This is a genomic window from Citrobacter sp. BDA59-3 (genome assembly GCF_015167655.1).
Taxonomy (GTDB): Bacteria; Pseudomonadota; Gammaproteobacteria; order Enterobacterales; family Enterobacteriaceae; genus Phytobacter; species Phytobacter diazotrophicus.
In genome coordinates this window covers 4157301-4184026 of record NZ_CP063427.1, presented here as the reverse complement: position 1 = coordinate 4184026, position 26726 = coordinate 4157301, and the positions used below count along the sequence as shown (strand labels likewise).

32 protein-coding genes and 1 other RNA gene are annotated in these 26726 nt (G+C 52.1%); 11 read left to right on the top strand and 22 right to left on the bottom strand.

Annotated elements, in window-relative coordinates:
• Nucleotides 1-2: 2 nt before the first annotated feature.
• From nrdE to IP582_RS19660, 4 genes are all read right to left on the bottom strand, one after another.
• Entirely contained in the window at nucleotides 3-2147 is a 2145-nt protein-coding gene (gene nrdE / locus IP582_RS19675; protein WP_193794193.1) for a class 1b ribonucleoside-diphosphate reductase subunit alpha, read from the bottom strand.
• Nucleotides 2120-2530 (bottom strand): class Ib ribonucleoside-diphosphate reductase assembly flavoprotein NrdI, encoded by a 411-nt coding sequence (nrdI, locus tag IP582_RS19670; RefSeq protein WP_193794192.1) that lies wholly within the window; start codon nucleotides 2528-2530, stop codon nucleotides 2120-2122. The genes nrdE and nrdI overlap by 28 nt, the downstream gene beginning before the upstream one ends.
• Entirely contained in the window at nucleotides 2527-2772 is a 246-nt protein-coding gene (nrdH, locus tag IP582_RS19665; RefSeq protein WP_193794191.1) for a glutaredoxin-like protein NrdH, read from the bottom strand. Before nrdH ends, nrdI begins: the two co-directional genes overlap by 4 nt.
• Before the next feature lie 251 nt (nucleotides 2773-3023).
• Entirely contained in the window at nucleotides 3024-3350 is a 327-nt protein-coding gene (locus tag IP582_RS19660) for a DUF883 family protein (protein WP_193794190.1), read from the bottom strand.
• A 163-nt stretch (nucleotides 3351-3513) separates the two neighbouring features.
• Here IP582_RS19660 and IP582_RS19655 point away from each other — a divergent pair, with 163 nt between their 5' ends.
• Complete coding sequence (locus IP582_RS19655; protein WP_039077596.1) at nucleotides 3514-3858, top strand: DUF2002 family protein; 345 nt, start codon at nucleotides 3514-3516, stop codon at nucleotides 3856-3858.
• A gap of 32 nt (nucleotides 3859-3890) precedes the next feature.
• On the opposite strand, the gene alaE is transcribed toward IP582_RS19655, so the two are convergent.
• Together alaE and IP582_RS19645 are read right to left on the bottom strand one after the other, a co-directional pair.
• Nucleotides 3891-4337: an L-alanine exporter AlaE gene (gene alaE, locus IP582_RS19650; RefSeq protein ID WP_047369158.1), complete on the bottom strand. Its 447-nt coding sequence runs from the start codon at nucleotides 4335-4337 to the stop codon at nucleotides 3891-3893.
• Nucleotides 4338-4811: 474 nt separating this feature from the next.
• Nucleotides 4812-4991, bottom strand: a complete 180-nt coding sequence (locus IP582_RS19645; RefSeq protein ID WP_071194717.1) for a hypothetical protein — start codon at nucleotides 4989-4991, stop codon at nucleotides 4812-4814.
• A gap of 215 nt (nucleotides 4992-5206) precedes the next feature.
• Between IP582_RS19645 and IP582_RS19640 the strand changes: the two genes are divergently transcribed.
• On the top strand, nucleotides 5207-5365 hold the full coding sequence (locus IP582_RS19640; protein WP_039077593.1) for a YqaE/Pmp3 family membrane protein: 159 nt from the start codon (nucleotides 5207-5209) through the stop codon (nucleotides 5363-5365).
• A 146-nt stretch (nucleotides 5366-5511) separates the two neighbouring features.
• Nucleotides 5512-6363 (top strand): hypothetical protein, encoded by an 852-nt coding sequence (locus tag IP582_RS19635; protein WP_193794189.1) that lies wholly within the window; start codon nucleotides 5512-5514, stop codon nucleotides 6361-6363.
• Nucleotides 6364-6395: 32 nt separating this feature from the next.
• On the opposite strand, the gene IP582_RS19630 is transcribed toward IP582_RS19635, so the two are convergent.
• Nucleotides 6396-7001, bottom strand: coding sequence for a short chain dehydrogenase (locus IP582_RS19630; RefSeq protein ID WP_193794188.1), 606 nt, complete (start codon nucleotides 6999-7001; stop codon nucleotides 6396-6398).
• 99 nt (nucleotides 7002-7100) lie between these two features.
• Here IP582_RS19630 and IP582_RS19625 point away from each other — a divergent pair, with 99 nt between their 5' ends.
• On the top strand, nucleotides 7101-8000 hold the full coding sequence (locus tag IP582_RS19625; RefSeq protein ID WP_193794187.1) for a LysR family transcriptional regulator: 900 nt from the start codon (nucleotides 7101-7103) through the stop codon (nucleotides 7998-8000).
• Here the strand turns inward: IP582_RS19625 and IP582_RS19620 are convergent.
• From IP582_RS19620 to smpB, 9 genes are all read right to left on the bottom strand, one after another.
• Nucleotides 7975-9405: a DNA cytosine methyltransferase gene (locus IP582_RS19620; RefSeq protein ID WP_193794186.1), complete on the bottom strand. Its 1431-nt coding sequence runs from the start codon at nucleotides 9403-9405 to the stop codon at nucleotides 7975-7977. The two genes, IP582_RS19625 and IP582_RS19620, sit on opposite strands and share 26 nt — an antisense overlap.
• A gap of 144 nt (nucleotides 9406-9549) precedes the next feature.
• Nucleotides 9550-10191 carry an NrsF family protein gene (locus tag IP582_RS19615; RefSeq protein WP_079497826.1) on the bottom strand — a complete coding sequence of 214 codons (642 nt, stop codon included), beginning with the start codon at nucleotides 10189-10191 and terminating at the stop codon, nucleotides 9550-9552.
• Nucleotides 10178-10750, bottom strand: a complete 573-nt coding sequence (locus tag IP582_RS19610) for an RNA polymerase sigma factor (RefSeq protein ID WP_193794185.1) — start codon at nucleotides 10748-10750, stop codon at nucleotides 10178-10180. The genes IP582_RS19615 and IP582_RS19610 overlap by 14 nt, the downstream gene beginning before the upstream one ends.
• A 20-nt stretch (nucleotides 10751-10770) precedes the next feature.
• Entirely contained in the window at nucleotides 10771-11994 is a 1224-nt protein-coding gene (locus IP582_RS19605) for a protein-disulfide reductase DsbD (protein WP_193794184.1), read from the bottom strand.
• Between the two features lie 42 nt (nucleotides 11995-12036).
• Complete coding sequence (locus tag IP582_RS19600) at nucleotides 12037-12600, bottom strand: peroxiredoxin (protein ID WP_110296153.1); 564 nt, start codon at nucleotides 12598-12600, stop codon at nucleotides 12037-12039.
• 637 nt (nucleotides 12601-13237) lie between these two features.
• Nucleotides 13238-13642, bottom strand: coding sequence for an H-NS family nucleoid-associated regulatory protein (locus tag IP582_RS19595; protein ID WP_039077584.1), 405 nt, complete (start codon nucleotides 13640-13642; stop codon nucleotides 13238-13240).
• 528 nt (nucleotides 13643-14170) lie between these two features.
• Nucleotides 14171-14557 (bottom strand): hypothetical protein, encoded by a 387-nt coding sequence (locus IP582_RS19590; protein WP_193794183.1) that lies wholly within the window; start codon nucleotides 14555-14557, stop codon nucleotides 14171-14173.
• A gap of 176 nt (nucleotides 14558-14733) precedes the next feature.
• Nucleotides 14734-15096, bottom strand: a transfer-messenger RNA (tmRNA) gene (ssrA, locus tag IP582_RS19585).
• Between the two features lie 295 nt (nucleotides 15097-15391).
• On the bottom strand, nucleotides 15392-15874 hold the full coding sequence (smpB, locus tag IP582_RS19580; protein WP_039077570.1) for an SsrA-binding protein SmpB: 483 nt from the start codon (nucleotides 15872-15874) through the stop codon (nucleotides 15392-15394).
• Nucleotides 15875-16031: 157 nt separating this feature from the next.
• Here smpB and IP582_RS19575 point away from each other — a divergent pair, with 157 nt between their 5' ends.
• Nucleotides 16032-16469 carry a type II toxin-antitoxin system RatA family toxin gene (locus IP582_RS19575; protein WP_197718602.1) on the top strand — a complete coding sequence of 146 codons (438 nt, stop codon included), beginning with the start codon at nucleotides 16032-16034 and terminating at the stop codon, nucleotides 16467-16469.
• Complete coding sequence (locus IP582_RS19570; protein ID WP_193794182.1) at nucleotides 16459-16749, top strand: RnfH family protein; 291 nt, start codon at nucleotides 16459-16461, stop codon at nucleotides 16747-16749. The genes IP582_RS19575 and IP582_RS19570 overlap by 11 nt, the downstream gene beginning before the upstream one ends.
• 6 nt (nucleotides 16750-16755) lie before the next feature.
• Here the strand turns inward: IP582_RS19570 and IP582_RS19565 are convergent, their stop codons facing one another.
• The 4 genes from IP582_RS19565 to nadK all read right to left on the bottom strand — a co-directional run bounded on the left by IP582_RS19565 (nucleotide 16756) and on the right by nadK (nucleotide 20445).
• The gene (locus tag IP582_RS19565; protein WP_193796313.1) at nucleotides 16756-17271 is read right to left on the bottom strand and encodes a ClbS/DfsB family four-helix bundle protein; all 516 of its coding nucleotides are present in this window, start codon (nucleotides 17269-17271) and stop codon (nucleotides 16756-16758) included.
• 57 nt (nucleotides 17272-17328) lie between these two features.
• The gene (gene bamE / locus IP582_RS19560) at nucleotides 17329-17670 is read right to left on the bottom strand and encodes an outer membrane protein assembly factor BamE (RefSeq protein WP_039077567.1); all 342 of its coding nucleotides are present in this window, start codon (nucleotides 17668-17670) and stop codon (nucleotides 17329-17331) included.
• A gap of 148 nt (nucleotides 17671-17818) precedes the next feature.
• Nucleotides 17819-19480 carry a DNA repair protein RecN gene (gene recN / locus IP582_RS19555; protein ID WP_193794181.1) on the bottom strand — a complete coding sequence of 554 codons (1662 nt, stop codon included), beginning with the start codon at nucleotides 19478-19480 and terminating at the stop codon, nucleotides 17819-17821.
• 86 nt (nucleotides 19481-19566) lie between these two features.
• Nucleotides 19567-20445 (bottom strand): NAD(+) kinase, encoded by an 879-nt coding sequence (nadK, locus tag IP582_RS19550; protein WP_039077565.1) that lies wholly within the window; start codon nucleotides 20443-20445, stop codon nucleotides 19567-19569.
• A gap of 122 nt (nucleotides 20446-20567) precedes the next feature.
• Here nadK and grpE point away from each other — a divergent pair, with 122 nt between their 5' ends.
• On the top strand, nucleotides 20568-21161 hold the full coding sequence (gene grpE, locus IP582_RS19545; protein WP_193794180.1) for a nucleotide exchange factor GrpE: 594 nt from the start codon (nucleotides 20568-20570) through the stop codon (nucleotides 21159-21161).
• A 48-nt stretch (nucleotides 21162-21209) separates the two neighbouring features.
• Here the strand turns inward: grpE and IP582_RS19540 are convergent, their stop codons facing one another.
• Complete coding sequence (locus IP582_RS19540; protein WP_039077563.1) at nucleotides 21210-22496, bottom strand: HlyC/CorC family transporter; 1287 nt, start codon at nucleotides 22494-22496, stop codon at nucleotides 21210-21212.
• Between the two features lie 13 nt (nucleotides 22497-22509).
• A complete protein-coding gene (locus IP582_RS19535; protein WP_039077562.1) occupies nucleotides 22510-23298 on the bottom strand; it encodes an inner membrane protein YpjD in 789 nt (262 codons plus the stop codon).
• Between the two features lie 168 nt (nucleotides 23299-23466).
• Between IP582_RS19535 and ffh the strand changes: the two genes are divergently transcribed.
• The 4 genes from ffh (at nucleotide 23467) to trmD (ending at nucleotide 26667) form a co-directional block, all read left to right on the top strand.
• Nucleotides 23467-24828, top strand: coding sequence for a signal recognition particle protein (gene ffh, locus IP582_RS19530; protein ID WP_193794179.1), 1362 nt, complete (start codon nucleotides 23467-23469; stop codon nucleotides 24826-24828).
• A 255-nt stretch (nucleotides 24829-25083) separates the two neighbouring features.
• Nucleotides 25084-25332 (top strand): 30S ribosomal protein S16, encoded by a 249-nt coding sequence (gene rpsP, locus IP582_RS19525; protein WP_039077560.1) that lies wholly within the window; start codon nucleotides 25084-25086, stop codon nucleotides 25330-25332.
• Between the two features lie 18 nt (nucleotides 25333-25350).
• Nucleotides 25351-25899, top strand: a complete 549-nt coding sequence (gene rimM, locus IP582_RS19520; RefSeq protein WP_047369183.1) for a ribosome maturation factor RimM — start codon at nucleotides 25351-25353, stop codon at nucleotides 25897-25899.
• 30 nt (nucleotides 25900-25929) lie between these two features.
• Complete coding sequence (gene trmD, locus IP582_RS19515; RefSeq protein WP_039077558.1) at nucleotides 25930-26667, top strand: tRNA (guanosine(37)-N1)-methyltransferase TrmD; 738 nt, start codon at nucleotides 25930-25932, stop codon at nucleotides 26665-26667.
• The last annotated feature ends 59 nt before the right edge of the window (nucleotides 26668-26726 follow it).

Sequence of the window (26726 nt, the reverse complement as noted above, 5' to 3'; positions counted from 1 at the left end):
CCTTACAGCGCGCAGGACACGCAGCCCTCGATTTCAGTACCTTCCAGCGCCAGTTGGCGCAGGCGGATGTAGTACAGCGTCTTGATACCTTTCTTCCACGCATAAATCTGCGCTCTATTAATGTCGCGCGTGGTGGCGGTGTCCGGGAAGAACAGCGTCAATGACAACCCCTGATCCACATGACGCGTGGCCTCAGCGTAGGTGTCGATGATCTTCTCCGGCCCGATTTCATAGGCATCCTGATAAAACGCCAGGTTTTCGTTGGTCATAAACGGGGCAGGGTAGTAAACGCGCCCGGTTTTGCCTTCCTTGCGAATCTCAATTTTCGACACGATAGGGTGAATACTCGACGTGGCGTGATTGATGTAAGAAATAGACCCGGTGGGCGGAACTGCCTGCAGGTTCTGGTTGTAAATGCCGTAGCGCATCACGCTCTCACGCAACTGCTCCCACATATTGCGGTCAGGGAGGGTGATACCGCTTCGGGCAAAGAGCGCACGGACTTTCTCTGTTTTTGGCTGCCAGTCCTTTTCCAGGTACTGATTGAAAAATTCCCCACTGGCATAGCGCGACTGTTCGAAGCCTGCAAAACGCTGGTTGCGTTCGCGGGCCATCATCATCGAGGTATTCAGCGCATGCCAGGTGATGGTGTAAAAATAGAAGTTGGTGAAATCCAGCCCCTCTTCACTGCCGTAGGCAATGCCTTCACGCGCCAGATAGCCGTGCAGGTTCATCTGCCCCAGGCCAATAGCGTGTGATGCCGCATTCCCGGCTTCTACGGAGGGAACCGAGCGGATATGGCTCATGTTTGAGACCGCGCTCAGGCCACGCACCGCCGTTTCCACCGTGCGGCCAAAGTCAGGCGAATCCATGGTATGGGCAATATTGAGCGAGCCGAGGTTGCACGAGATATCGTGGCCAATATCCACGTAGTCCAGGTTTTCATCCAGCGTGGACGGGCTATTCACCTGCAAAATCTCGGAGCACAGGTTGCTCATATTAATACGCCCGGCAATGGGATTAGCGCGGTTCACCGTATCTTCAAACATGATGTACGGATAGCCTGATTCGAACTGGATCTCCGCCAGCGTCTGGAAGAAATCGCGGGCGTTGATGTATTTCTTACGTATGCGGTCATCGGCAACCAGTTGTTCATACATCTCACTTACTGCGATATCACCGAAGGGTTTGCCGTACAGGCGCTCCACGTCATAGGGTGAAAACAGCGCCATGTCAGCATTGTCTTTTGCCAGACGGAAAGTGATATCCGGGATCACCACACCCAGTGAGAGCGTTTTAATACGAATTTTTTCGTCGGCGTTTTCCCGTTTGGTATCGAGAAAACGCAAAATATCCGGGTGGTGCGCGTTGAGATAAACGGCACCCGCTCCCTGACGCGCGCCTAACTGGTTTGCATAAGAGAAGGCATCTTCCAGCATCTTCATTACCGGAATCACACCCGACGACTGGTTCTCAATGCGCTTAATCGGCGCACCGGCCTCGCGCAGATTTGAGAGCAAAAAGGCCACGCCACCGCCGCGTTTGGACAACTGCAACGCTGAGTTCACCGCGCGGCCAATGGATTCCATATTATCTTCAATACGTAACAGGAAGCAGGAGACCAGCTCGCCGCGCTGCTTTTTGCCGCAATTGAGGAAGGTCGGTGTTGCAGGCTGGAAGCGACCGGCCAGGATCTCATCGGTCAACTGCCGCGCCAGGGTTTTATCTCCTTGGGCGAGGGTAAGCGCGACCATGCACACGCGGTCTTCGAAATGCTCAAGATAACGTTTGCCGTCGAAGGTTTTCAGCGTATAGCTGGTGTAGAACTTCCATGCGCCAAGGAACGTCTGGAAACGGAAACCGCTGGCATGGGCGTGAGCAAAAAGGTCGACCACGAAAGCGCGATCATAACGCGCCAGCACGCTTTCATCGTAATACTCTTCCTGCACCAGATAGTTAAGGCGCTCATCCTGGCTAGCGAATGTCATGCTATTGGGCAGGACATGGTTGCTGTAGAACGCGTCTACCGCCTGGTGGTCTTTGTCGAACTGGATGCGGCCTGCTTTATCGTACAGATTCAGCATGGCGTTCAGCGCATGGTAATCCGGTGCGGCTTGCATTACGCGCTCTGCGGTTGTCGTTGCCAAAATTCGCTCACTCCTTTACGCACGTTTTCAATGTCCTGCTGGGTTCCCATCAGCTCAAAACGGTAGAGATACGGCACGCCGCATTTCTGCGAGATCACATCTCCCGCTCGCCCGTAGGCTTCGCCAAAATTGCGATTGCCGGAGGCGATCACGCCGCGAATCAGCGCACGGTTATGCTGATCGTTTAAAAAGCGGATGACCTGACGCGGCACGGCACCTGCCGTACCGCCGCCGCCATAACTGGGAACAACAAGAATGTAGGGTTCGTCTACCCGGATGCGCTCACGCTCATTGAGTGGAATACGCACCGCCGACATCCCCAGTCGCTCAATAAACCGCTGCGTGTTTTCCGAGCTGCTGGAGAAGTAGACGAGGAGGCTCATGCGCTGGCCACACGCGGTGCGGTGTGCAGGCGGTTGATCATGTCCGGGCGGAAACCAGACCATCGGGTTTCACCTGCAACCACGACCGGTAACTGACGAGAACCCATTGCGCGCAGTTCATCTGCGGCGTCCGGTACCAGATCGACATTCACCATTTCGAATTCAAGTCCACGGCTTTCCATTGCCCGTTTTGTGGCGTGGCACTGTACACAGTCATTTCGAGTGTAAATAGTAATGCGCATGATTCGTGTTTCCATTTAAAATGAGAGAACGGCGCGAAGGTTCGCGTCAGTCGTGTGCTCGCTGCTAACAGGAATACTAGATGTAGTTGATAAAAGTTTCAACCACACAACATATAGGAAATTAAGATAAGTTTTTCCTGGTTGATGAGCGCAACGAGGAGGGGCTGTATATGCGTAAAACAGGCCAACAGGCAATAAAAAACCCCGCACGTGCATCACGTCCAGGGTTGAGGAGGGGAGAGTAAGCGGGTTTAACGGCGGTTACAAATCAGCGCACCCAGGAAAATCCCGACGGCGGCAACTGCCCCCAGGGCATAGACCGGATTCTCTTTCACATAGGTACCTGCACAGCTTACCGCGTCACGCGCCGCCTGATGTGCTGGTGTCCGACCATGCAGACGCGCCCGGGTCTCTCTTAACAGCGCCTGCGCTTTACGACGTGCGGTATCCGCTTCGTCTTTTGCATCGCTACCCAGAGACTTGAGTACATCTTCCAGGCTATCGGCCAGTTTATGAACATCATTCTGGATATCCTGAACGCCATCATCTACATCACTGCGATTAGGTCTGTTAAACATCGGATCCTCCTTTGTTTTCGATGTGAATTTTAGTTTAGACCATAATTTTGTGCCGCTAATCACCGAAACGGCATTTGCCCTCGTTTATGGACTTTTCTGAAAGCGTTGCTAATGCTGAGTAATGTAAGGTTGCGGTGCAGTAAAAAGATGACGAGGAAAAAATATGTATTTACGACCCGATGAGGTGGCACGCGTTCTTGAGAAAGTGGGATTTAAAATGGATGTCGCTACACCGAAGACCTACGGTTATCGCCGTGGGGATAATTACGTGTATGTTAATCGGGAGGCGCGCATGGGCCGTACGGCGCTGATCATTCACCCCACGCTAAAAGAACGAAGTCTGTCCCTTGCGGAACCCGCCTCGGAAATCAAGACGTGCGATCACTATCAAAACTTCCCGTTATATTTAGGCGGGGACGCGCAGGAACATTACGGTATTCCACACGGTTTCAGTTCCCGGCTGGCGCTTGAGCGTTTTTTATCGGGCCTGTTCGGCGAGTTTCAATAAGCAGTGACAGGCGCAGGCCTGTCACTCTACCTTCAGGCTTTCGCCTGCTGAAAGCTCACGCCAAACAGACGGCGGCAATAATCCAGGAAGTAGCCGTACAGCGCACCCATCAGCATCGACAGTACCGCATTTGAACTCACCGCAGCGACAATCTGATGCCAGTCGGCGCCGACAGTCAGCAAAATAGCGACATATACCGGTGACTGAAAGGTGACATAGGCCACCACATCGGCCAGCGTTCGCATTCCGCTTTTCGGGCTAATACGGCGGGCATACCGCATGATCGCATCGCGATACAGACCATAAGGCCAGGCAATAATAATGTTGACCGGAATAGCAACCAGACGTGATGAAAGTGACTGCTCGAAGGTCATTCCAGAGAGGAATATTTCAATGAGCATGTTCACTACCGAACAATAGACAACCATTGCAAAGGTGTCTGCCACGGCATGACGCAGGCGGGACTGCGAAGAGAACATGGTACTGCTCCTTGAAAAGAGAAAATAAGCTGATACCGGACGGTAACTAGCGGTTTGCTGTGGTACATTTGATGGTGCTAGATTATATGTCTGGATATAAACTAACAACTAGCTAATAATTTTTATTTATTTTCTTTTTCTGGATAAATTGCTCTGCCTTTGCCTGTTTTTTGCGCATTTCGTTATTTTTGTTGGAGAGGGCAATAAAAGCATTTGATATCATTAACTTATGGATGAGCTGTGATGCTATTCACAAAATGACTTATCGTAGCAACGCGTACTTTTAGCGAACAATCCTTCCCTGATGTTCATAATTCAATCAGTAGCATTTTTTATGCTAAACAAACGCTTTTCCCAGCGTTAAATGCTGTTTCTCTGTTTGGGTAAATATGCGGATTGTTTGCATAAAGAAAGGTAATGAAGGGGGGGGGATTCAGATAAGTTGCGGTGAGAAATGCTCACCGCAAAAAAGAATTAGCAGACGCCGAAATCGCCGTCTTCTTTATAAAGAGATACGTCCGCAGCTTTGAGGGTAATTTTCTCTGCCGCGTCATTATGCACCGGTACGGCAACGATTTGGTCCTCATGCACTTCAATGACTTTTAACTTCGGTCCGCCAATACGCGGCTGCACTACATCACCAACAGTAATCATATTGTCCTCCTTATTTCCTGGTCATTAAACCTTAGCGCGAACTGCCCACAAGGTACAGTTGGGCCGGATGATGACTGCTATTGATGAAATGTCGTTTTGCGTAAAAGAGGGTAAAAGCGCAAGGCTCGGCTGGCGGTGTTCCGTAAAGTGGCTAAGCTTTTACATTAAATTCCTTTTTTAACAATCACCTGCATTTTTATCGCAATGGAGAAGTTATGGGTTTCTGGCGTATTATTTTTACGATTATTCTTCCCCCGCTGGGCGTACTCATTGGTAAAGGCTTTGGCTGGGCTTTCATTCTCAACGTGATTCTGACGTTGCTTGGCTATTTCCCAGGCCTGATTCACGCTTTTTGGGTTCAGTCACGTGACTAAGAGGCGAAGGGCGAGAGCTTTCGCCCTCATGTTTTTATAACTGATTGTTAACCTGATATTTTCTCCGATTTTTTGTGCAAGTCCGTAAAGTTCTTCGCCATTGAGACGATAAAAAATACGTTTGGCATCAATTCTAAGGAGAAGATATGAGCATTAAGGATGTAAGTTCGGCTGCCTCGTTGAGGGACATGCCTGCCACTACCCGTTTGGAAACGGTGCATGCCGTGACGGGGAAAAACGTTGATCCCGTTGATTCCGTTGAGGTCAGTCTGTCGCCGGAAGCGATGGCGCAAGCAAGGGATAACTTAACGCCGCCGACTCAGGAGGAGATAGACGCGAGCGCTCGCGAAGCGCTCAACCTGCGTAACCAGGCGATAGCGCGAATGCCAACGGGACCAAGCCTTGCCAGTGATTTCTATTCCGATCCCGCCACCGCTAATGACGCGGTCAGTTTTCAGGCCTTTTTCCAGAACGCCACGGTTAACGCCGATGAGATGGCTGACGCACTGCATAAAGCCCTGACATCCCCAACCCAAAACGGGGATTACACCACCAATGCGATGGATCTGGCCTTAACACAAGCCAAGCTGAATCTGGTGGTACAGAAGTATGTGGCAACGGATTACCAGACTGAGGCCAGCGCATTTGTCGCTCAGTTTATTAGTGATAAATCTTCACAGGCCGATCAGATGACCAAAGTGGTCCTCACTCAGGCGAGCAGACTGGCGGAAAGCCTGGGGGATAACGACCAGGCACAGCATCATCAGGATGCCCTCGCACAACTGGCCGAAGGAACGCACGCTTCCCAGACAGTCCGCAATGCAATGCTGAGCCTCACCGCCAGCACCACAGACAGTGAGGCCTGGTTCTCTTCAATCAACGATTGGGTTGCGAAAAACCGCTCGATACCTTACATCCGTGAAATTGAGCAAGGCCATATCAGCGCACTACAGGAGCAGTGGCAGAGCTTTGTCACGGGCCTGAAAACGGATGTCTAATCCGCTGCCCCTCATTGACGGATGAGGGGCGATTAATATCCCACGGTATAGACGCGCCCTGTCTGCACGCCTTCAATACTGCGGCGATAAGCCAGCGCCACCCGCGCGGCCGGCACGCTCTCAAACCCCGGAAAGAAGGGGCCGTAGGCTTCTTGCGATTCGCTCAGCATAGTCGGGCTAACGACATTTATACGCTGCCCGTGTTTCAGTTCGCACGCCGCTGCCTTCACAAAACCTTCCAGCGCGGCGTTGACCGTCGTGGCATTTACCCCTTGCGCGATGGGCTCCTGGCCAACAATCCCGCTGGTTAGCGTAATTGAACCACCCTCGTTCAGGTAATGTTGCCCTGTCAACGCCAGACGTACCTGGCCGAGCAACTTATCCTGCAGGCCAATCGAAAAATCCCGGCTGGTCATTTTCTCCAGCGGCCCAAAGAAAAGGTTGCCGGTGGTGGCGACGATAGCATCGACTCTCCCCACATTTGCAAACAGTGCTGCCACGCTCTCATCGGACGTGATATCAACATGGAAATCACCGCTGGTGCGCCCCGCGCGGATAATGTCATGTTGACCCTGGCTCAGCTCCTGCTCAACCGCCCGACCTACGGTACCACTTGCGCCAATCAGTAGAATTTTCATCGTTATGCTCCTCTGTTGCAGTAGTGGCTATTCTTCCGCTAATTATTTATAAGATAAATGAGCTAAACGTTAATTGATTACTAACTGTGGGTTAGCAATATGGATAAGCTGCGCAGTATGGAAGTGTTCGTGACCGTTGCGGATTGCGGTAGTTTCACCCAGGCGGCAAGTCAATTGAATCTGTCGGCGGTGATGGTGGGGAAATACATCGGTGCGCTGGAGGAGCAGCTTGGCGCAAGGCTGGTGGAACGCAATACCCGGCGACAAAGTCTGACAGATGCCGGGCGTGTCTATTATGAAGAGGCACGCCGGGTGCTTGAGCAGGTACATATGGCGGATACCTCCATTGAACGACTGCGTGATACTCCCGCCGGTACGTTGCGGGTAAGTGCCTCCACGACGTTTGGCGCCTGCGTGGTGGCTCCGCTGACTGCCGCCTTTCTTAATGCGCATCCGCAGGTACGCGTCGAACTGGATCTGAGTAACCGACGGGTTGATCTGGTTGATGAAGGATTCGATCTGGCGATCCGCATTGGTGGGTTACACAACGATGACGTGGTTGCAAAGCCACTGTGCTTTTATCGCATGGTGATTTGTGCTTCACCCGATTACCTGGCGCGGTACGGTGAGCCACGGACGCCGGATGATTTACAGCATCACCGCTGCCTGTCGCATATGGTCTGGAACGCGAATAACGAATGGAAACTACCGGGAACGGACGGCGACATGTCCTGGCGGCGAGACCCGGTATTTCGTTGTAATGACGGGCAGGCATTGCGCCTTGCCGCCGTTGCGGGAGCGGGGTTATTACTCCAGCCGGAGATCTTACTGGCTGATGAACTGGCAAGCGGCAAACTGGTACGCGTGTTAACGGACTTTGCGCCACAGCCGCGCCAGGTGTGGCTGCTTTATCGCCAGCAGCGCCGTCCGTTACCTAAGCTCACTCGCTATGTTGCCCATTTGCTCGACCATATCAACGCGTGGGTTGCCCCTTCCTGAGAGTGACGGCACGCAATATAGAGGGCTCCAGCAGCCGGGCGACCGCAGCAAACACCGGCACCACCACGGAGTTACCAAACTGACGATAGGCCTGCGTGTCCGACACCGGAATGCGAAACGGTTTTTCGCCAGGTTTCTCAAAACCCATCAGGCGCGCACATTCGCGTGGCGTTAGCCTGCGCGGACGACGCTGCTGGTTGGCGGCGTCGCTAAAGTTGCTTTCACCCAGCGCTTTATCCCAGCCGCGATCGACCAGAATTTCTGAGCCATCTTTGTGATAGCGGGCAGATAAGGTTCGTGCCACGCTGGCTGCATTCGTGGGATCAACCAGTCCAAATCCAAAACCGTTACCTTTCGCCGCATGCTTCTTCGCATAATGGAAAAGGTAATCCCACAGTTTGGGCGACAGCACATACTTCGCATCAACAGTGGGCTCAAGGAGCTCACCGAAGGTCGGTCTGCTGCGCGGATAGAAGCGGTCGATATTACGCAGGGTAAAATCTTGCTTTAGCTGTAAATCGCGGCGAAAACCCACCAGAACAATACGTTCGCGGTGCTGGGGCAGAAAGTGTTTGCCATCCACAATCTTCGGGTCGTCTTTACCGGTCGCTTCGGCGTCGGCCACGTCGTACCCCAGTTCATCAAGGGTATTCATGATCACGGTAAAGGTTTTCCCCTGATCGTGGCTTTTCAGGTTTTTGACATTTTCCAGCACAAAGATGGCCGGGCGTTTGGCTTTAATAATCCGCGCGACATCGAAAAAGAGCGTGCCTTGCGCTTCGCATTCAAAACCATGGGCGCGACCGAGTGCGTTCTTTTTACTCACCCCGGCTAAACTGAACGGCTGGCACGGAAATCCTGCCAACAGGACGTCATGATCGGGGATCTGTTCGTCAATGTGCGCATAGGCCTGCGCGTCGGTGACGTCCGGTTTACCGCTCAGCGTAACTTCGCGAATATCCTGATTAAAACGATGGCTGCTTTCGTCGTTGTACCAGTTAGCTTTGTAAGTCCGCACCGCATTTTTGTTCCATTCGCTGGTAAAGACACACTGTCCGCCAATGGCTTCAAAACCATTGCGGATACCGCCAATACCGGCGAACAGGTCGATAAAGCGGAATTGATAATGCGGATGGTGCGCAGGCGGCGCAGGAAGCATTTTGCGCAGTAAGGCTTCCTCGGCGGCGGTTAATGGCGCAGGGGTGCCTTTGCCATTGACCCGCCGGTTTAATCTTTCACGACTCCATTCGTTTTGACCCAGTTTGCGTAACTGTTCCGCCACATACTTTTGTCCGTAGATTTCCAGTACCCGGCCCAGCAATGCGTTGTCGTCTTCTCGTTGCCGTTTCTCTTCTGCTTCGGCCTGGCGCTGAAGCTCCTGCGCGATTGAATCAAATTCCGACATGACGTCTCCTTGGGTTAATGCGTGAAAATATATCACTCATTTGACCCAGAGGAGAGTATTACCTGCTGTTATCAGTGAATGTCGGGACGGTGCGCAAAACCGCGCGCTGTCTGCGTGTTGTGCAGCAAAGGGAACGGCATACGTTTAATGGTGGGGCAGCGAAACCCATTTATAGCCCAACAGCATGGTGCCAAGGATGATCGTTGCCGTGGCGCTGAGATGCATCAGAAAATCCAGCGCACTCACATGGGTTGGGTGGCAAAGGGCCAGTAATGTCAGCGCCATGCAGGCGACGCCAGCCCCGGCGGCTGCCAGGCTCCGGGCGGGAAATAACGTGCGGGTACGGCGCAGATAACCAATCACGATCGCCATCATTGGCACGCTCACTACAACCATAAAGAGATAACAATTTGTTCCCACCTCGCTGCCTTGTACCGGGAGGTGGTGATGCAATTGCATATTGGCAAAGGAAATTGCGAGCCAGAGGCTAACCAGCGGCGTAAACCATTTCCAGCTCAGGGATTGCTGCCCGGCAATGCTCAGCAAAAAGGCGTTACGGATAGCCAGCGCGCCGGTAATAAAGGTCAGAAATAACTGCAAGATAACCCACGCGGCGCCTGTCTGAGACCAGTCGGTAAAAGTCCGGTGCACCAGTAAACTGGCCAGCGCCCCACAGGGCAATGCCATCACGATCCACGCTACAACCCGCCATCCTGGCTGCCACGGACGTTTTACGGGCTCGATAGTGCGACTTAACTGCTCAATGAAAAGATCATGATCGGCCATGATGTGCTCCTAACCGACGAAGGTTACTTAATGCGCGATGCAGCAGAGACTTAACGGCCGCCACCGTCAGGTTATTGTGCGTCGCGGTTTCTGAAAGGGTCATTTCGTGCAGGTGAACATGTTCAATTACCTGCCGCTGGCGCGCCGGAAGCTGGCTTAACAGCATGGCGAGTTCTTCCCTGGACTGGTGTTGTTCAACGCTGGCGGCCAGATAACGGTCTTCGTTTGCGTACTCAGGCACCTCGTTGCCGTCTTGCTCGCGCTGGCGATGACGGCCACGACGGCGCAGCGCATCAACCGAACGGGCATGGGCAATCGCCATCAGCCACGGCAAAAAAGGTGAAGCGGGATCGTAGGTATGACGTACCCTGTGCACGGTCAGCAGCACATCCTGAATGACATCTTCAACCAGCATGTCATCGTCAACCTGCTTACGTACCAGCGAGCGAATAACCGGTACCAGCGCCTTTAGCAACTGCGTGTAGGCCGCCTGATCGCCGGCCTGGGCAAGCGCCATCAATTGCGGCCATTGCTCACGCGTTGCCTCATATTTTTCCATATCCCGCCTTAGTTACGGCTTCATGTCTTTTTACCGCTGGCCTGTGTCAGGGCGTTGACCACAATCGACGGGGTGAGCACCTGCGGCAAAATTTTCGGTTCGCTACCATCTGCGGGGTAGACCACATACAGCGGCAGGCTGCCCTGACCCAGGGCGTTCATCGTATCATCGATATCGGCATTAAATTTAGTTGAGTCGGCCACCATATAAAGTGTGCCCGTGCGCGCCAGCGCCTCTTTCACGGCCTGCGTAGACAGCGACGTCTTCTCGTTTACCTGGCAAGTGATACACCAGGATGCGGTGAAATTGACGAAAATCGCTTTGCCGTGGCCACGATTATCCGCCACATTTTGCGGCGACCATTTTACCTCTTCGACATGTGCCGTCGTCTCAAGCGGGGCGCCATTTTTGATTACCGACGGCAGCGGAACAATCACTGCCAGAATCAGCGCAGCGGTGACTGCAAACAGCGCGAGATGCCGCTTACCCGCAAAGCGCCGTTGCTGCGCCATACCATAGAGCCAGGCGGCGAAACTCAGCACTACAGCGGCCGCCAGAATCGCGGCGAGCGCGGTGGTACCTGCCTGTTGAGCCAGCACCCATACCAGCCAGCCGAAGGCGCCGAACATTGGAAACGCCAGGCCACGTTTTAGCGTATTCATCCAGGCACCGGGGCGCGGTAGCCATTTTCCCAACGCCGGGAAGAGGGAGATAAGAGTGAATGGCGCGGCGAAACCGAGGGCGAGGGCAAAGAAGATAACCAGCGCCACGGCAGGTGGTTGCACCAGCGCATAGCCAATAGCACCTGCCATAAACGGGGCGGCACAGGGGGTTGCCACAATGATCGACAGCGCCCCGGTTAGCGCCGCCCGGACAAACGCACCGCGCTCAACGGAAATTTCCCCGGCGTGCTGCATCGACAAACCTACTTCAAACACGCCAAGTAAATTCAGCGCAGCGCCCAGAATAACCAGTGCGAGGAAGGCAATCACCAGCGGCGACTGGAGCTGAAACCCCCAACCGACGGCGGTACCGCCCGCGCGCAGGGCAAGCAAAACAGCGGCCAGTATCAGCATGGTAACAACCGTGCCGAGTAAGAAGCCAGGCCCTTCTTTGCGCGTCTGCACCGTACTGTGCGAATGGCGAACCAGCCCCAGCGCCTTAAGCGAGATTATCGGGAAAACGCAGGGCATAAAATTAAGGATAATGCCACCTGCGAAGGCGGCCAGCATTGCGGTTAACATAGTGAGTCTCTGATGGCTAATGGGGTGGTTGACGTCCGCCTTTTACGAGTGCGAATTTGCGTACTGTTTCACCGCATCCATCGTTTTCTGGATATGCGTTTCCGGGTTTCTGTCAGTGTAGCTCAGCAGGATCTTACCGTCCGGCGCGATAACAAATGACGTCCGGTCAGAAAGGGTTTTGCCATTCATCTGCATCAGCGTCTGGTACTCCGAGGCGACTTTTGCGCCTGGGTCAGCCGTGACAGTGAACTTATCGCGGCACTCCAGTTTAGAGAACTCATCCACCTGGTCCACATTACCTGCGGTCACGCCGATGACAGTCGCGCCCAGTTTTTTGAAGTCATCCGTGGCTTCGGCAAAGGCGTGGGCTTCAATGGTGCAGCCTTTACTGAATGCCGCCGGGAAGAAATAGAGCACGACCGGGCCTTTTTGCAGGGCCTGTTTCAGTGAGAACGTCAAAGGCTTGCCCGCAAGGGCGCCCTGCAGTTGAAAATCGGGGGCCTGCGCACCGGTTGGCAATGCGGCCTGGGCATTGAACATCGGCATTGAGGCGCTAAGCAGTACGGCAGAGGTAAGGCTCAAAAAGAGTTTTTTCATCGGTGTCATGTTGCGCTCCACGGGGTTAGGAAATTTAACGCTCATAGACAGTTCGCTGGATGTCGCGGGAAAGTTTCGCCTGGGGTAAAATTTTTCCTCGCTGAAAAAGCGGTTTAACAGCAGGGCTATTTCACGATGCGATATGGGTAGCGAGGAACGCTTTTGTGGCTGGTTGCCATTTTATCCTGCCTGGTTATTTGACAGTCGGGTGTCAGCATCGGCTTGATGAGGAGTCGTTGCGTTTCAAAAGTATATTCCACCGGGTATTAATTTTAATGGTCCAGCCTTTCGGGTACCCCCCCCCCGGGATGTTATTGGCCCGGCTCGACCTGGTAACCTGAGCATCTGTTTTTTCGGCTCTGCTGCTTATATTAGACGCTGGTTTTTTTATTGTAATAGAGAGTAAAGGATTACAGTTCGGCTAAACCGACTTGCCGCGACGGGGATATGAATATCAGGAGAGTGCGATAAAGCGCGGTAGTACAACGGAGAATATGGCGGTGTTTTTTAATTAACCGTCATGCGCTTAAGATTATTCTGTAGCTGATGGTCAATCATCTTATGTTATCGGCAGGGTGGGCGGATTTCACTATATAAAGAGTTTCATAGCATTGCGGGGGAGCGTGCCTCCCCCCATTGCTGGATATTAGATTGCGAAATCTTCCAGTTTTTTCCCTTTCTCAAGCGCGGAGGTAATCGCTTTAGGCGTGCGGCCCTGGCCTGTCCAGGTTTTTTCGCTGCCGTCTTCGTCGATATATTTGTATTTCGCCGGACGAGGCTCACGGGTCGATTTTGTTTTTGTCGCCTGTCCTTTTAAGGAGGAGATGAGCTCTGCCGGGTCAATGCCTTCCTCAAGAAGTTTCACACGAAACGCTTCGAGTTTTGCCTGTTTATCCTCGAGTTCCTTACGCTGAGAGGCTTCTTCTTCGCGGCGTTCTTCAACGATTACTGTGAATTTTTCGAGAATATCTTCAAGATATTCCAGGCTAACTTCACGCGTTTGAGCACGCAGTGTGCGAATGTTGTTTAAGGCTTTCAGTGCTTCTGACATTTGCAGATCCTTTTACTTGAATTTGGTGGTGTTTCGAATTGCTTCTTTACGAATGGTTCCTGGAAACCAAACGAGCGTATCACTTTTGTTTCTCGGGTGGACACAATATATATACCGCCGATGCAAAATAATTTATAGCAAATTATGAATGGAAATGTCTGTCTTTTAGTGTCATTACTCTTTTTTTTCTAAGTAGAGTATTTCGCTGCGCAGTAAAAAGCATAACCACTTCCCTCATCCTTACCAATTTCATGGGTAGTCATCGCAGAAAACCCCTTTCGTAACGGGTCTTTTTTCTTCTCAGTACCCTTACTCCTGGTAATTGACCGTCACGCTTTGCTTATATCCAAAATAGAATGAGAAAGATTTGTGCGCTTTGTCGCGAATTCAAAATCATGCCGCACCGTTTGTCCAGGTCAGCCCGTTGCGTCGGGAAGGTGTGTTGTACTTGATAAGCGGCAAGCTAAGCGTGTGAAATAGCGCTTTAAGAAATACCAATTGCAGGTTGTCTTCTCTTCACGCTTTTTGCTAAGTGCATTTATCCAGCTCGACAAGAAGTCTGTTTAGCTCATATTGAATGTGCTTCCGACGCTGTTTTAATAGCAAGCGGGCTGGAATGATTCGCTCGATGATTGTCGGCTTTTTCTTTATATACTCAGCTACAAGCTTTTTAATATCTTCTACTGACCAACCTTCCATTACCGGCGTTGGGTTATAAATAATATTAGCCTGGAGGGCTGGGGCAACCTCTTCATCCAGGATCATGAAGATCGTTTCCCGGCTAAGCCCGGATTCCTTTATTACCTGAGCCATCCATCGATAGTCATAGTCCTGGAGTTCCCGCCCCGTGAAAAGCTCCGATAATGCATACCAGACAGGGACGCGGCTCGCCAGCGCGCTTTCGGTAATATGCATTCTTTTCTCCCCTGCGGTGGAACAGACAAGGCGCTGGGAGAAGTTTTGCTAAACGAACGGAACGTGTCAATCCTATGCAGGATCGGGCGTATACAACAAAAAAGCCCGCAGGGCTTGCGCCGTGCGGGCTTTCAGGACTTCATCGGATGACTCTGGTAATCACCGATGGAGAATTTTGGTGGAGCTGGCGGGAGTTGAACCCGCGTCCGAAATTCCTACATCCTCGGTACTACATGCTTAGTCAGTCTTTACATTCGCCTGGCACCTGCGGACAGACACGCCACTACCAGACTAGCCTGATTAGTTTTAACGCTTCAACCCCAGGCAGGGCCTCCACGCGATCTCTTTTGGGTTTGACCTCTCTTTGATCCCCGTCTTAAGAGCGGAAGCTAGGGAGAGAGGGCTCAGAGCAGGTTATTAAGCTGCTAAAGCGTAGTTTTCGTCGTTTGCGACTATTTTTTGCGGCTTTTTACGAGGCAAACCGCCCCTCGGCATGCACCTTGGGTTTCGCAAATCCCGTCGAATCCAGAATCAGCCCCAAAAGTGTTGCGCTGAGTATAACAGATTTATGACGCAGCACACCAGTCCATATCGCTGTAACGCTTTTTGCCAGAGTTGTCTGACGAGAATGTGAACAATAACCACTGATATCGTTACGAATAAAGATGATTACGTTCAGAGAGTAAATTCAGAGAAGCGATATGGGAAGAGAAGGGCACGACATACGAGAAATCTTGATGTTCAAACATTTCTCTACACCCAAAGTGAGAGAGGCGCTGCGGGAAATAGGTGTTGCCCGGACACTCCCGCTGCGGAAGCATCCGGTGGGCGTCATTAGCGGCCTGCGTTTTTCATAATGCGTGCTTTATCCAGTTGCCATTCACGCTCTTTAAGATCGGAACGTTTATCATGCTGTTTCTTGCCTTTCGCAACGCCGATTTTGACTTTACACCAGGCATTTTTCCAGTACAGCGAAAGCGCGACAACGGTATAACCTTCGCGGTTTACGCGACCATAGAGGCTGTCCAGTTCACGTTGGTTGAGCAGCAACTTACGCGTACGGGTTGGATCGCAAACATAGTGGCTCGAAGCCACCGCCAGCGGGGTGAAGTTGGCACCGAACAGGTATGCTTCGCCATCTTTCAGAATCACATAGCTGTCGCCGATGTTGGCTTTGCCTGCTCGCAGGGATTTGACTTCCCAGCCCTGCAGAGACAGACCCGCCTCAAACTCTTCTTCGATAAAATATTCGTGGCGGGCGCGCTTATTCATCGCGATGGTGGCGGAACCGGGTTTGTGTACTTTTTTCTTCGTCATAAGTGTCGTGAAGCCATTGGTAATCTGATATCCAAAAAGACCTCATTGCATCCTGTGAGGTTCAACGCGTTATCTTAGCACGAGTTCCGGCGTAGCGTTTTCCTTTCATGTATGGGAAATGTTATTATTTGATGATTGTGTGATCGCAGGAAATGCTATGCCTCAGATTAGTCGCTCTGCACTGGTGCCTTACAGCGCGGAACAAATGTATGAATTGGTTAACGATGTGAAATCTTATCCGCAGTTTCTGCCAGGGTGCACGGGTAGCCGCGTGCTGGAGTCCGGCCCTACGCAGATGACGGCGGCAGTGGATGTCTCGAAAGCGGGAATCAGCAAGACTTTCACAACGCGAAATACCTTAACGGCAAACCAAACCATTTTGATGCACCTTGTCGATGGTCCATTCAAGAGGTTGATGGGGGGCTGGAAGTTTACGCCGCTATCAGCGGATGCGTGCCGCATCGAGTTTAACCTTGACTTTGAATTTACCAATAAGCTGATTGAGCTGGCTTTTGGTCGTATTTTCAAAGAGCTGGCCGCCAATATGGTAGATGCTTTTACCGTACGTGCCAAAGAGGTCTACAGTGCCGGGTAAGATTGTGGTGGAAGTGGCGTATGCGTTGCCGGAAAAGCAGTACCTGCAGCGGGTGAGCCTGGAAGAAGGGGCAACCATCGAACACGCAATTGTTGCTTCTGGCCTGTTGGAGTTACGTACAGATATCGATCTCAGCCGCAACAAAGTGGGCATTTATAGTCGCCCGGCAAAACTGCAAGATGTTGTTGCTGATGGTGACCGTATCGAAATTTATCGCCCGCTGATTGCTGATCCGAAAGAATTGCGCAGGCAGCGCGCGGAGAGAGCGGTGAAGAAATAGATCTGTTCAGGCTTCGGCGAGCGTTTTTAACAGGCTGTTCAGCCTGGTGCTGGCATTCTTATACGGTGAGGCGCTGTTGAATTGAATCATACGTCCTCGCGTCCATTTTCCGTACCAGGGCTGGTGGTACAACTCATCGTCACTAAAGCCATTCACCAGTGATACCAGTTGCTGTTGATTCTCTTCCAGCATGGCTAGCAGCGTTGGCCATGACGTAATATGCTGGTAATCAGCGTAGTATTTCTGTGCAAGCTTCCCCAGTTCATTCCATTTAAAGCCTTTTGCCGGGAAGTCTATTTCTTCGCCTGCGGCTTCCTGTTGGTGCCAGTTGAGAACTTGCTCTCCCCAGCCAATCAGATAGCTGACAAGATTAGCAACACTCATGCGGCTACCAGCCACGTGCCCTTCCAGGCATTGCTGATAAGCGATGTCCGCCGGAATGCGGATGAGTTTTTTGCGCAGGGCGCTTGCCGATTTTTCCATTGCTTCCAGTAAGGCAGTTTTGCTTTCTGGCACGGCCATCTTCTCTTCCCCTGAAATGAAAAATGGCGCCATTGGGCGCCATTTCTAATCCTGCGATTACTCTTTTGTCAGTGCGGGTTTGTTATCAATGTTGGTTAATACGCCGCTGCTGTTAAAGGTAAGAGTCAGCGTCTGCTGGGTCACACCTTCATGCCCTGGCTGCTGACGGAATACGTAGAACCAGGTACTGCTTCCGAACGGATCGGTCATCATCGGCGTACCCAATGCGTATGCAACCTGCTGTTGCGTCATCCCTACGCGGATTTTAGAAACGTCATTCGGAGTCAGGTAGTTCCCCTGATTGATATCAGGACGGTAAACCACTCGCTCCAGAGTGGAACAGCCTGCGGTCAACATCAGAAGAACCGCTGCGGCAGCAGTCAGCATTTTACAGCGCATAGTGATTTGATTCCTTTTCGGGCCCGAACAGTACGTGGCTCATTTGTAATGTGCCGATAATAATAGACCTTTAGCCAGTTTAAAACCTTTGCTACCTGGTCTGACGGCGAATTTATCGTGTACTGAGACCTTACTAATGGCAAAAAGTTTACGCAGCGAGTAGCTCTTTCGCATTTGCCAGTGTATTTCGGGTGACTTCACTACCACCTAACAGCCGTGCCAGTTCCTGTAAACGTGCTCGTTTATCTAAAGGCAGCATATGTGTTTCAGTCATTGCGCCATCGGTCTCTTTGCTAACAAAGAAGTGATGGTGCCCACAGCCCGCAACCTGAGGCAGGTGAGTCACGCACATCACCTGGGTAGATTCCCCTAGCTGGCGGAGAAGTTTGCCAACGACCGCTGCCGTTGGACCACTGATCCCTACATCCACTTCGTCGAAAATCAGCGCCGGGGTTTCCATTTTACGGGCGGTGATGACCTGAATGGCTAATGCGATACGTGACAACTCACCGCCGGAAGCGACTTTAGAAATAGCCTGTAAGGGCTGACCGGGGTTCGTTGTAACGCGGAACTCAATACGGTCTGCACCATCTGCCGTGAGCGTGTGCTCATCAAAGCTGACGTCGATATCAAACACCCCATGGGGCATCGAGAGCATATGCATGCTGTCTGTGATTAATTGTCCCAGTTCTTGCGCGTAGTGTACCCGCTGCGTATGAAGCTGACGGGCTGCGTCCAGTGCCAGTTGGTGGTGCTTCGCCACCGCAAGCTTCAGGGTTTCCTGGGAGTCAGCCTGGTCATCAAGCTGTTGCTGTTCTTCCAGCAATGCCTGATGAAATTGCGGCAGTGCTTCCGGACTGACATGGTGTTTGCGTGCCAGCGAAATCTGTTTTGAAATACGCTGCTCAAGCTCATACAAGCGGTTCGGATCGAGGTCCAGACGGTCACAGTAATGCCGCAGTTCATCGCTGGCCTCGCTGACCTGAATTGCCGCTTCTTCGAGCATCGTGAGAACGCCGGACAGGCTGGCATCCATACTTACCAGTTCGGTAACCATTTGGCGTGCGGTATAGAGCTGGCTTTGCAGATTGGCATCTTCGCCGTCGGCCAGCAAATTCAGCGCATGCTGACTGGTGCTAAGTAACTGACCGCTGTTGGCGAGGCGTTTGTACTCTTCATCGATCTGCTCAAATTCACCCGCCTTTGGGTTGAATTCGTTCAGCTCTTTCAATTGATAGTGCAGCAGTTCGGCACGCGCGGTACGCTCCTGACTTTGCTGCTGATGCTGCGCCAGCTCGCGGCAGCTTGTATGCCACTGGCGGTAATGTTCTGCCATCTGTTGAGTAAGTGCATACTCACCTGCGTAGCCATCCAGCAACGCTTTCTGATGCTCAGATTTTACTAGCAGCTGGTGCGCGTGTTGGCCGTGGATTTGAATCAACAACTGCCCCAGCTCGCGCAATTGCGAAAGGGGAACCGCCGTGCCGTTGATAAAACCACGAGAGCGCCCGTCACTGCTGATAACGCGGCGAAGTAAACACTCACGCCCGTCTTCAAGCTGGTTTTCTTCCAGCCAGCGCTGTGCCGCAGGCGTATCTTTCAGGGCGAAACGCGCGCACAGGTCAGCGCGTGCGGATCCCGCGCGCACCATGTCGGCATCGGCACGACCACCCAGGCAAAGCCCCAGCGCATCAATCGCGATGGATTTACCTGCGCCGGTCTCACCCGTGATAGCCGTCATTCCGCTATGGAAGTCGATCTCGAGTTCACGAACAATCGCAAAGTTGCTGATAGTCAGTTGTGCCAACATGGTTGCTTTCCTGTATGAATAACCATAACTGTGTTTAAATACAGTATAAACTGGTTTTATATACAGTAAAGCCCTGGGGCACGTTTTCAGAACAATTTTTTTGACCAGCCGAGTTTCGAGCTTAATGTATTGAAATAACTGTAGTCTTTAGGGTGTATCAGATTGAGATGGTAGTCGCAGCGTCGAATTAATACATCTTCGCCTTCCTGGATAGGCAGCGCGATTTGGCTGTCGCAACTTACTTCCAGATCGCTACGACGGTGTGAGAAACGCAGGCGAATGGTGCTGCTGCTGTTAATGACCAGCGGGCGTGCTGAGAGCGTATGCGGGAACATGGGTACCAGAGTGATGGCATCCAGTGAAGGGGTCAGGATTGGGCCGCCCGCTGAAAGCGAGTAGGCCGTGGAACCTGTCGGCGTGGAGATGATCAGGCCGTCTGAACGTTGGGAGAAGGCAAATACCTCATCAATATAAACTTCGAACTCAATCATGTGGGCAACTTTACCCGGATGGAGAACGACTTCATTGATGGCAGTGCTGATGCGCTTCTGACAGTCCTGCTGGCAGACTTGTACTTCCAGCAAAAAACGCTTTTCCGCAATATAATAACCTTCCAGAACGTCAGCCAACTGCTGCTGTGCGTTGTCGGGGTCAAGGTCTGTCAGAAAGCCCAGATTGCCACGGTTGATGCCAATGACTTTAATATCGTAGCGCGCCAGCGTGCGTGCGGCGCCAAGCATATTACCGTCACCGCCGACGACAACCGCGAGATCCGCCTGCTGACCAATTTCGGCCAGCGTACCGGTACGTACGTTTTTAAGCTGTAACTCTTGTGCAATCTGCTGCTCGACAATGACGTCATACCCTTTTGTACACAGCCAGCGATAGAGCATTTCATGTGTGGTCAGCGCGGTGGGGTGACGTGGATGACCGACAATACCGATACACTTGAAATGATGAGCCATTTTCTGGTGGTCCTTGTGCCAAATGAATGATGACAATCTGTCGCGTTCCCTTGAAACCCGGAAACTGATCCCCATAATAAGCGAAGTTAGCGAGATGAATGCGAAAAAACGCGGAGAAATTCATGAGTAGTAAAGAACAGAAAACGCCTGACGGGCAAGCCCCGGAAGAAATTATCATGGATCAGCACGAAGATATTGAGGCGGTTGAACCAGACGCTTCTGCTGAGCAGGTGGATCCGCGCGATGAGAAGATTGCCAACCTCGAAGCGCAACTGATTGAAGCGCAGAACCGTGAGCGTGACGGTATTCTGCGTGTGAAAGCAGAAATGGAAAACCTGCGTCGTCGTACCGAGCTGGACGTTGAGAAGGCGCATAAATTTGCGCTGGAAAAATTTATCAACGAACTGCTGCCGGTAATTGATAGCCTGGATCGCGCACTGGAAGTTGCGGACAAGAACAATGCCGACATGTCCTCCATGGTCGAAGGTATTGAACTGACGCTGAAATCTATGCTGGATGTGGTGAAAAAATTCGGCGTGGAAGTCGTGGCTGATACCAACGTTCCGCTGGATCCGAATGTGCATCAGGCTATCGCGATGGTGGAGTCAGAAGAGGTGGAGCCGGGCAACGTGCTTGGCGTGATGCAAAAAGGCTTTACCCTCAATGGCCGTACGATTCGTGCCGCGATGGTGACGGTGGCGAAAGCGAAGGGTTAATTTTCCCCTCACGTTAACCCTCTCCCTGCCGGGAGAGGGTTATAAGCATTATTCCGCCACGCTGTCGCGAAGGGATTTGACCGGAATAACCCGCACCTGCTTAATCATATTGTCCTGCACATCGAGAATATCGATATCATAGTGTTCAATGCGCACACGCGTACCAGCGGCCGGGATCTCTTCCAGGGCTTCAAGTAACATTCCGTTAATTGTCCGGGCCTCTGCTTCCGGTAACTGCCAGTTAAAGGCTTTATTCAACTCACGTACGTTGGCGCTGCCATCAATGATCACAGACCCGTCATTCTGCGGTGTTACCTCTTCGGCCAGCGACGGCGACATCGATGTCGTAAAGTCCCCAACAATCTCTTCAAGAATATCTTCAACCGTAATCAGCCCCTGAATATCGCCGTATTCGTCCACGACCAGGCCGACTTTCTTTTTATTGCGTTGGAATTTCACCAGTTGAATGCTGAGCGGCGTACCTTCCGGCACATAATAAATCTCATCAGCGGCGCGTAGCATGACCTCTTTGGTGAACTCTTTTTTCTCCGTCATCAGGCGGTAGGCTTCGCGCACGCGAAGCATGCTGATGGTGTCGTCAAGCGAATCCCGATAGAGCACGATACGGCCATGCGGCGAATGGGTAAGCTGGCGCACGATGGACTTCCAGTCGTCGTTGATATCGATACCGACAATTTCGCTACGCGGTACCATGATGTCATTGACGCTTACTTTTTCCAGATCCAGTATCGACAACAGCATGTCCTGGTTGCGTCGGGAAATCTGGGAGCGGGATTCGTTCACGATGGTACGCAACTCCTCCTTACTGAGGGCCCCGCTGATAACGACATCAGCTTTGATTCCCACCATCCTCATCAGAATCCGCGTCACACCATTAAGCAGCCAGACCAGTGGCATCATGATGATTTGCAGCGGTACTAACAGAACGCTACTGGGAAAAGCGACTTTTTCGGGATACAGGGCGGCAATGGTTTTCGGCAGGACTTCGGCAAATACCAGCACGACAAAGGTCAGCACACCGGTTGCAATTGCCACGCCAGCGTTACCGTATAAACGCATACCAACAATAGTCCCCAGCGCAGAGGCGAGGATATTGACGAGGTTATTGCCAATCAATACCAGGCTGATGAGTCGGTCAGGTTTACGCAGCAGTTTTTCGACACGCTTAGCGCTTCGATGGCCCTGTTTTGCCAGATGACGCAGGCGATAACGGTTAACGGTCATCATACCGGTTTCAGAACCGGAGAAGTACGCCGAAATCACCACCATGATGATCAGGGTGACGATCAGCGTCGTGGTGGAAATGTGTTCCAGGGGGAACTCCTTATTAACTTAGGAAATGCTGCAGAACGCGGCTACCAAAATAGGCCAGCGTTAAAATGCCCGCGCCTGCGACGTTAAACCACACGACACGGCGCCCGCGCCACCCTTTATGGTAATGGCCCCACAGCAAGACGATATAGACGAACCAGGCGATGATCGACAGGACAGCTTTGTCGATATTCTCCATGCTGAACAGGTTTTTGAGGAAGAAGAGACCTGTACAGAGCGTTAAAGTCAGCAGAACCACGCCAATCTGCGTGATATGAAACATTTTGCGCTCGATACTCATTAACGGCGGCATTTCACTGCTGAATGCCAGTCGTTTATTCTTCAGTTGGTAGTCAATCCACGCCAGTTGCAGCGCATACATCGCCGCGATAATCAGTGTGGCATAGGAGAAGAGTGAAAGCCCAATATGAACCATCATACCAGGCGTGGTTTCGAGATGCGTGATGTACTCGTTCGGCACAAAAATAGCGAAGGCGAGGTTGATCAGCGCAAAGGTATAGACGATGGGCAACAGCAGCCAGCCGCGGTTTTTCGACGCCACAATGGTCATGACCGTACAGATCATCAAACTGACCAGCGAACCGACGTTTAATAAGCTTAGGTTTTGCCCACCATCGTCCGGGAAAATCCGTTCTTTAAGCGCGAAGCCGTGAAACATCAGCGCGACAACCGCTGATAAAATCGCCATGCGGCGCCAGCCGCTGTTTTTCTGCAGCAAACCGGGAACGATCAGTGCGAGGCTGATGGAATAAGCGGCAAGAGAAATTAAGGCGAACACGGGCATAGTGACGTCGACAGTTGACCTAAGAAGAAAGAGAAGCAGTATAACGTTACGTGACTCTGGCTCCAACCGTTGCATCACATACATCACGAATGTCTTCATGTTATACTGACGCAAATTTCTGTTATGCGTCGCCCTGGCGGCCCATCGTTTTACCTCAGGCGAGAGACAATGTTTGATAATTTAACCGATCGTTTGTCGCGCACCCTGCGCAATATCAGTGGTCGTGGACGCCTCACTGAAGACAACATTAAAGACACGCTACGCGAAGTGCGTATGGCGCTGCTGGAAGCGGACGTCGCCTTGCCGGTCGTGCGTGATTTCATCAACCGCGTAAAAGAAAAAGCGGTTGGTCATGAAGTGAATAAGAGCCTGACCCCGGGTCAGGAGTTCGTCAAAATCGTGCGCAACGAACTGGTTGCGGCGATGGGCGAAGAGAACCAGAGCCTTAACCTGGCCGCTCAGCCGCCAGCCGTTGTATTGATGGCGGGTCTGCAGGGGGCTGGTAAAACTACCAGCGTAGGTAAACTGGGTAAGTTCTTGCGTGAAAAACACAAGAAGAAGGTAATGGTAGTTTCCGCGGACGTTTATCGCCCGGCGGCGATTAAACAACTGGAAACTCTTGCGCAACAGGTGGAAGTCGACTTCTTCCCCTCTGATGTCGCGCAAAAGCCGGTGGATATCGTTAATGCGGCGCTGAAAGAAGCGAAGCTTAAGTTCTATGACGTGCTGCTGGTGGATACCGCCGGTCGTCTGCACGTTGACGAAGCGATGATGGATGAAATCAAACAGGTTCATGCCGCGATTAACCCGGTAGAGACCCTGTTTGTTGTTGACGCCATGACCGGTCAGGATGCGGCGAATACCGCAAAAGCGTTTAACGAAGCGCTGCCGTTAACCGGCGTGGTGCTGACCAAAGTGGACGGTGACGCCCGCGGCGGTGCGGCGCTCTCCATTCGTCATATCACCGGTAAGCCGATCAAATTCCTCGGCGTGGGCGAAAAAACCGAAGCGCTGGAGCCGTTCCACCCGGATCGTATTGCCTCCCGTATCCTCGGCATGGGTGACGTGCTGTCGCTGATCGAAGATATCGAGAGCAAGGTTGACCGCGCTCAGGCTGAGAAACTGGCGTCCAAACTGAAAAAAGGCGACGGTTTCGATCTGACCGACTTCCTGGAACAGCTGCGTCAGATGAAAAACATGGGCGGTATGGCGAGCCTGATGGGCAAGTTGCCGGGCATGGGGCAGATTCCGGACAACGTGAAAGCGCAGATGGATGACAAAGTCCTGGTGCGTATGGAAGCGATCATCAACTCAATGACCTTTAAAGAGCGCGCGAATCCTGAAATCATCAAAGGCTCTCGTAAGCGCCGTATTGCTGCAGGCTGCGGGATGCAGGTGCAGGATGTTAACCGCCTTCTGAAACAGTTCGACGACATGCAGCGCATGATGAAGAAAATGAAGAAGGGCGGTATGGCGAAGATGATGAGAAGTATGAAGGGGATGATGCCGCCGGGGTTCCCGGGCCGCTAAGACTAAATCGGCCTGGCTTATTGGCCATTTTGGTGCCGGGGTGTGCTCGCCATCCTCACATACTGCGTGTACGCTCCGGTGGCTGCGCGCACGCCGGCACCAAACTGACTGCAACGCCGACGGCCTTGATATCACAGTTTCTAAACTGTTGATTGCAATTTCCCCAGAAATCAGTAAAATTTTCGGGCTTTTAATATGACACCGGGCTCCGTTCCTCGATGGGGCCCGGTTGTTTTATTCACACAAGAGGATGTTATGGTAACTATTCGTTTAGCACGTCACGGCGCTAAAAAGCGTCCGTTCTACCAGGTTGTTGTCACCGACAGCCGTAATGCACGCAACGGTCGCTTCATTGAGCGCGTTGGCTTCTTCAACCCGATCGCGTCTGAGAAAGAAGAAGGCACCCGCCTGGATCTGGATCGTATCGCTCACTGGGTTGGCCAGGGCGCTACCGTTTCTGATCGCGTAGCTACGCTGATCAAAGAAGTAAACAAAGCAGCTTAATCTGTCACGGTGGTCATGATGAGCAAGCAACACGCCGCGCAGAGCCCTGTTAATCCTATCGTTCTGGGTAAACTGGGATCTTCCTACGGTATCCGTGGTTGGCTCAGAGTGTTTTCTTCCACCGAAGACGCCGAAAGCATTTTTGACTATCAGCCCTGGTTTATTGAACGGGCGGGTCAGTGGCAGAGCATTGAGCTGGAAAGCTGGCGCTACCACAATCAGGACATTGTCATCAAACTGAAAGGTGTTGATGACAGAGATGCCGCGAATCTGCTGACCAATTGCGAAATTGTCGTAGATTCATCGCAGTTGCCGGAACTGGAAGAGGGTGACTATTACTGGAAAGACCTGATGGGCTGCCAGGTAGTGACCACCGAAGGTTATAGCCTCGGTAAAGTCATCGATATGATGGAAACCGGGTCAAATGACGTTCTCGTCATCAAGGCAAACCTGAAAGATGCATTTGGTATCAAGGAGCGGTTGGTTCCGTTCCTCGATGGGCAGGTTATCAAGAAAGTCGATCTCGCTACTCAAACCATTGAAGTAGATTGGGATCCTGGTTTTTAAACCTCCGGATATACGGTAAAAGACGGCGCTATGTGGATTGGCATAATTAGCCTGTTTCCTGAAATGTTCCGCGCGATTACCGACTACGGGGTAACTGGCCGGGCAGTTAAAAATGGCCTGCTGAGCATCCAGAGCTGGAGTCCTCGTGACTTTGCTCATGACCGGCACCGTACCGTGGACGATCGTCCTTACGGCGGCGGACCGGGGATGCTAATGATGGTGCAACCTTTGCGGGATGCCATTCATGCAGCAAAAGATGCGGCCGGTGAAGGCGCAAAAGTGATTTATCTGTCACCTCAGGGGCGTAAGCTTGATCAAGCGGGCGTCAGCGAACTGGCAACGAATCAGAAACTGATTCTGGTGTGCGGGCGCTACGAAGGGATAGATGAGCGCGTAATCCAAACCGAGATTGACGAAGAATGGTCTATCGGCGATTACGTTCTCAGCGGTGGTGAGTTACCAGCCATGACGCTGATTGATTCGGTCTCCCGGTTTATTCCGGGTGTGCTGGGACATGAAGCTTCTGCAACGGAAGATTCCTTTGCTGATGGATTACTGGACTGTCCACACTATACTCGACCTGAGTTGTTAGAAGGGATGGAAGTACCGCCAGTGTTACTGTCGGGAAATCATGCCGAGATACGTCGCTGGCGTTTGAAACAGTCGCTGGGCCGCACCTGGCTTAGAAGACCTGAACTTCTGGAAAACCTGGCTCTGACTGAAGAGCAAGCAAGGTTGCTGGCGGAGTTCAAAAAAGAACACGCATAACAGCAACATAAACATGATGGGACAGCGTAAGCCCCCAATATCAGTTTACCCAGGATAAG

Excerpts from the sequence above, each read along its gene's own strand:
- nrdI (WP_193794192.1), bottom strand. The coding sequence starts at position 2,530 with ATGAGCCTCCTCGTCTACTTCTCCAGCAGCTCGGAAAACACGCAGCGG.
- nrdH (WP_193794191.1), bottom strand. The coding sequence starts at position 2,772 with ATGCGCATTACTATTTACACTCGAAATGACTGTGTACAGTGCCACGCC.
- IP582_RS19660 (WP_193794190.1), bottom strand. The coding sequence starts at position 3,350 with ATGTTTAACAGACCTAATCGCAGTGATGTAGATGATGGCGTTCAGGAT.
- IP582_RS19655 (WP_039077596.1), top strand. The coding sequence starts at position 3,514 with ATGTATTTACGACCCGATGAGGTGGCACGCGTTCTTGAGAAAGTGGGA.
- alaE (WP_047369158.1), bottom strand. The coding sequence starts at position 4,337 with ATGTTCTCTTCGCAGTCCCGCCTGCGTCATGCCGTGGCAGACACCTTT.
- IP582_RS19645 (WP_071194717.1), bottom strand. The coding sequence starts at position 4,991 with ATGATTACTGTTGGTGATGTAGTGCAGCCGCGTATTGGCGGACCGAAG.
- IP582_RS19640 (WP_039077593.1), top strand. The coding sequence starts at position 5,207 with ATGGGTTTCTGGCGTATTATTTTTACGATTATTCTTCCCCCGCTGGGC.
- IP582_RS19635 (WP_193794189.1), top strand. The coding sequence starts at position 5,512 with ATGAGCATTAAGGATGTAAGTTCGGCTGCCTCGTTGAGGGACATGCCT.
- IP582_RS19630 (WP_193794188.1), bottom strand. The coding sequence starts at position 7,001 with ATGAAAATTCTACTGATTGGCGCAAGTGGTACCGTAGGTCGGGCGGTT.
- IP582_RS19625 (WP_193794187.1), top strand. The coding sequence starts at position 7,101 with ATGGATAAGCTGCGCAGTATGGAAGTGTTCGTGACCGTTGCGGATTGC.
- IP582_RS19620 (WP_193794186.1), bottom strand. The coding sequence starts at position 9,405 with ATGTCGGAATTTGATTCAATCGCGCAGGAGCTTCAGCGCCAGGCCGAA.
- IP582_RS19615 (WP_079497826.1), bottom strand. The coding sequence starts at position 10,191 with ATGGCCGATCATGATCTTTTCATTGAGCAGTTAAGTCGCACTATCGAG.
- IP582_RS19610 (WP_193794185.1), bottom strand. The coding sequence starts at position 10,750 with ATGGAAAAATATGAGGCAACGCGTGAGCAATGGCCGCAATTGATGGCG.
- IP582_RS19605 (WP_193794184.1), bottom strand. The coding sequence starts at position 11,994 with ATGTTAACCGCAATGCTGGCCGCCTTCGCAGGTGGCATTATCCTTAAT.
- IP582_RS19600 (WP_110296153.1), bottom strand. The coding sequence starts at position 12,600 with ATGACACCGATGAAAAAACTCTTTTTGAGCCTTACCTCTGCCGTACTG.
- IP582_RS19595 (WP_039077584.1), bottom strand. The coding sequence starts at position 13,642 with ATGTCAGAAGCACTGAAAGCCTTAAACAACATTCGCACACTGCGTGCT.
- IP582_RS19590 (WP_193794183.1), bottom strand. The coding sequence starts at position 14,557 with ATGCATATTACCGAAAGCGCGCTGGCGAGCCGCGTCCCTGTCTGGTAT.
- smpB (WP_039077570.1), bottom strand. The coding sequence starts at position 15,874 with ATGACGAAGAAAAAAGTACACAAACCCGGTTCCGCCACCATCGCGATG.
- IP582_RS19575 (WP_197718602.1), top strand. The coding sequence starts at position 16,032 with ATGCCTCAGATTAGTCGCTCTGCACTGGTGCCTTACAGCGCGGAACAA.
- IP582_RS19565 (WP_193796313.1), bottom strand. The coding sequence starts at position 17,271 with ATGGCCGTGCCAGAAAGCAAAACTGCCTTACTGGAAGCAATGGAAAAA.
- bamE (WP_039077567.1), bottom strand. The coding sequence starts at position 17,670 with ATGCGCTGTAAAATGCTGACTGCTGCCGCAGCGGTTCTTCTGATGTTG.
- recN (WP_193794181.1), bottom strand. The coding sequence starts at position 19,480 with ATGTTGGCACAACTGACTATCAGCAACTTTGCGATTGTTCGTGAACTC.
- nadK (WP_039077565.1), bottom strand. The coding sequence starts at position 20,445 with ATGGCTCATCATTTCAAGTGTATCGGTATTGTCGGTCATCCACGTCAC.
- grpE (WP_193794180.1), top strand. The coding sequence starts at position 20,568 with ATGAGTAGTAAAGAACAGAAAACGCCTGACGGGCAAGCCCCGGAAGAA.
- IP582_RS19535 (WP_039077562.1), bottom strand. The coding sequence starts at position 23,298 with ATGCCCGTGTTCGCCTTAATTTCTCTTGCCGCTTATTCCATCAGCCTC.
- ffh (WP_193794179.1), top strand. The coding sequence starts at position 23,467 with ATGTTTGATAATTTAACCGATCGTTTGTCGCGCACCCTGCGCAATATC.
- rpsP (WP_039077560.1), top strand. The coding sequence starts at position 25,084 with ATGGTAACTATTCGTTTAGCACGTCACGGCGCTAAAAAGCGTCCGTTC.
- rimM (WP_047369183.1), top strand. The coding sequence starts at position 25,351 with ATGAGCAAGCAACACGCCGCGCAGAGCCCTGTTAATCCTATCGTTCTG.
- trmD (WP_039077558.1), top strand. The coding sequence starts at position 25,930 with ATGTGGATTGGCATAATTAGCCTGTTTCCTGAAATGTTCCGCGCGATT.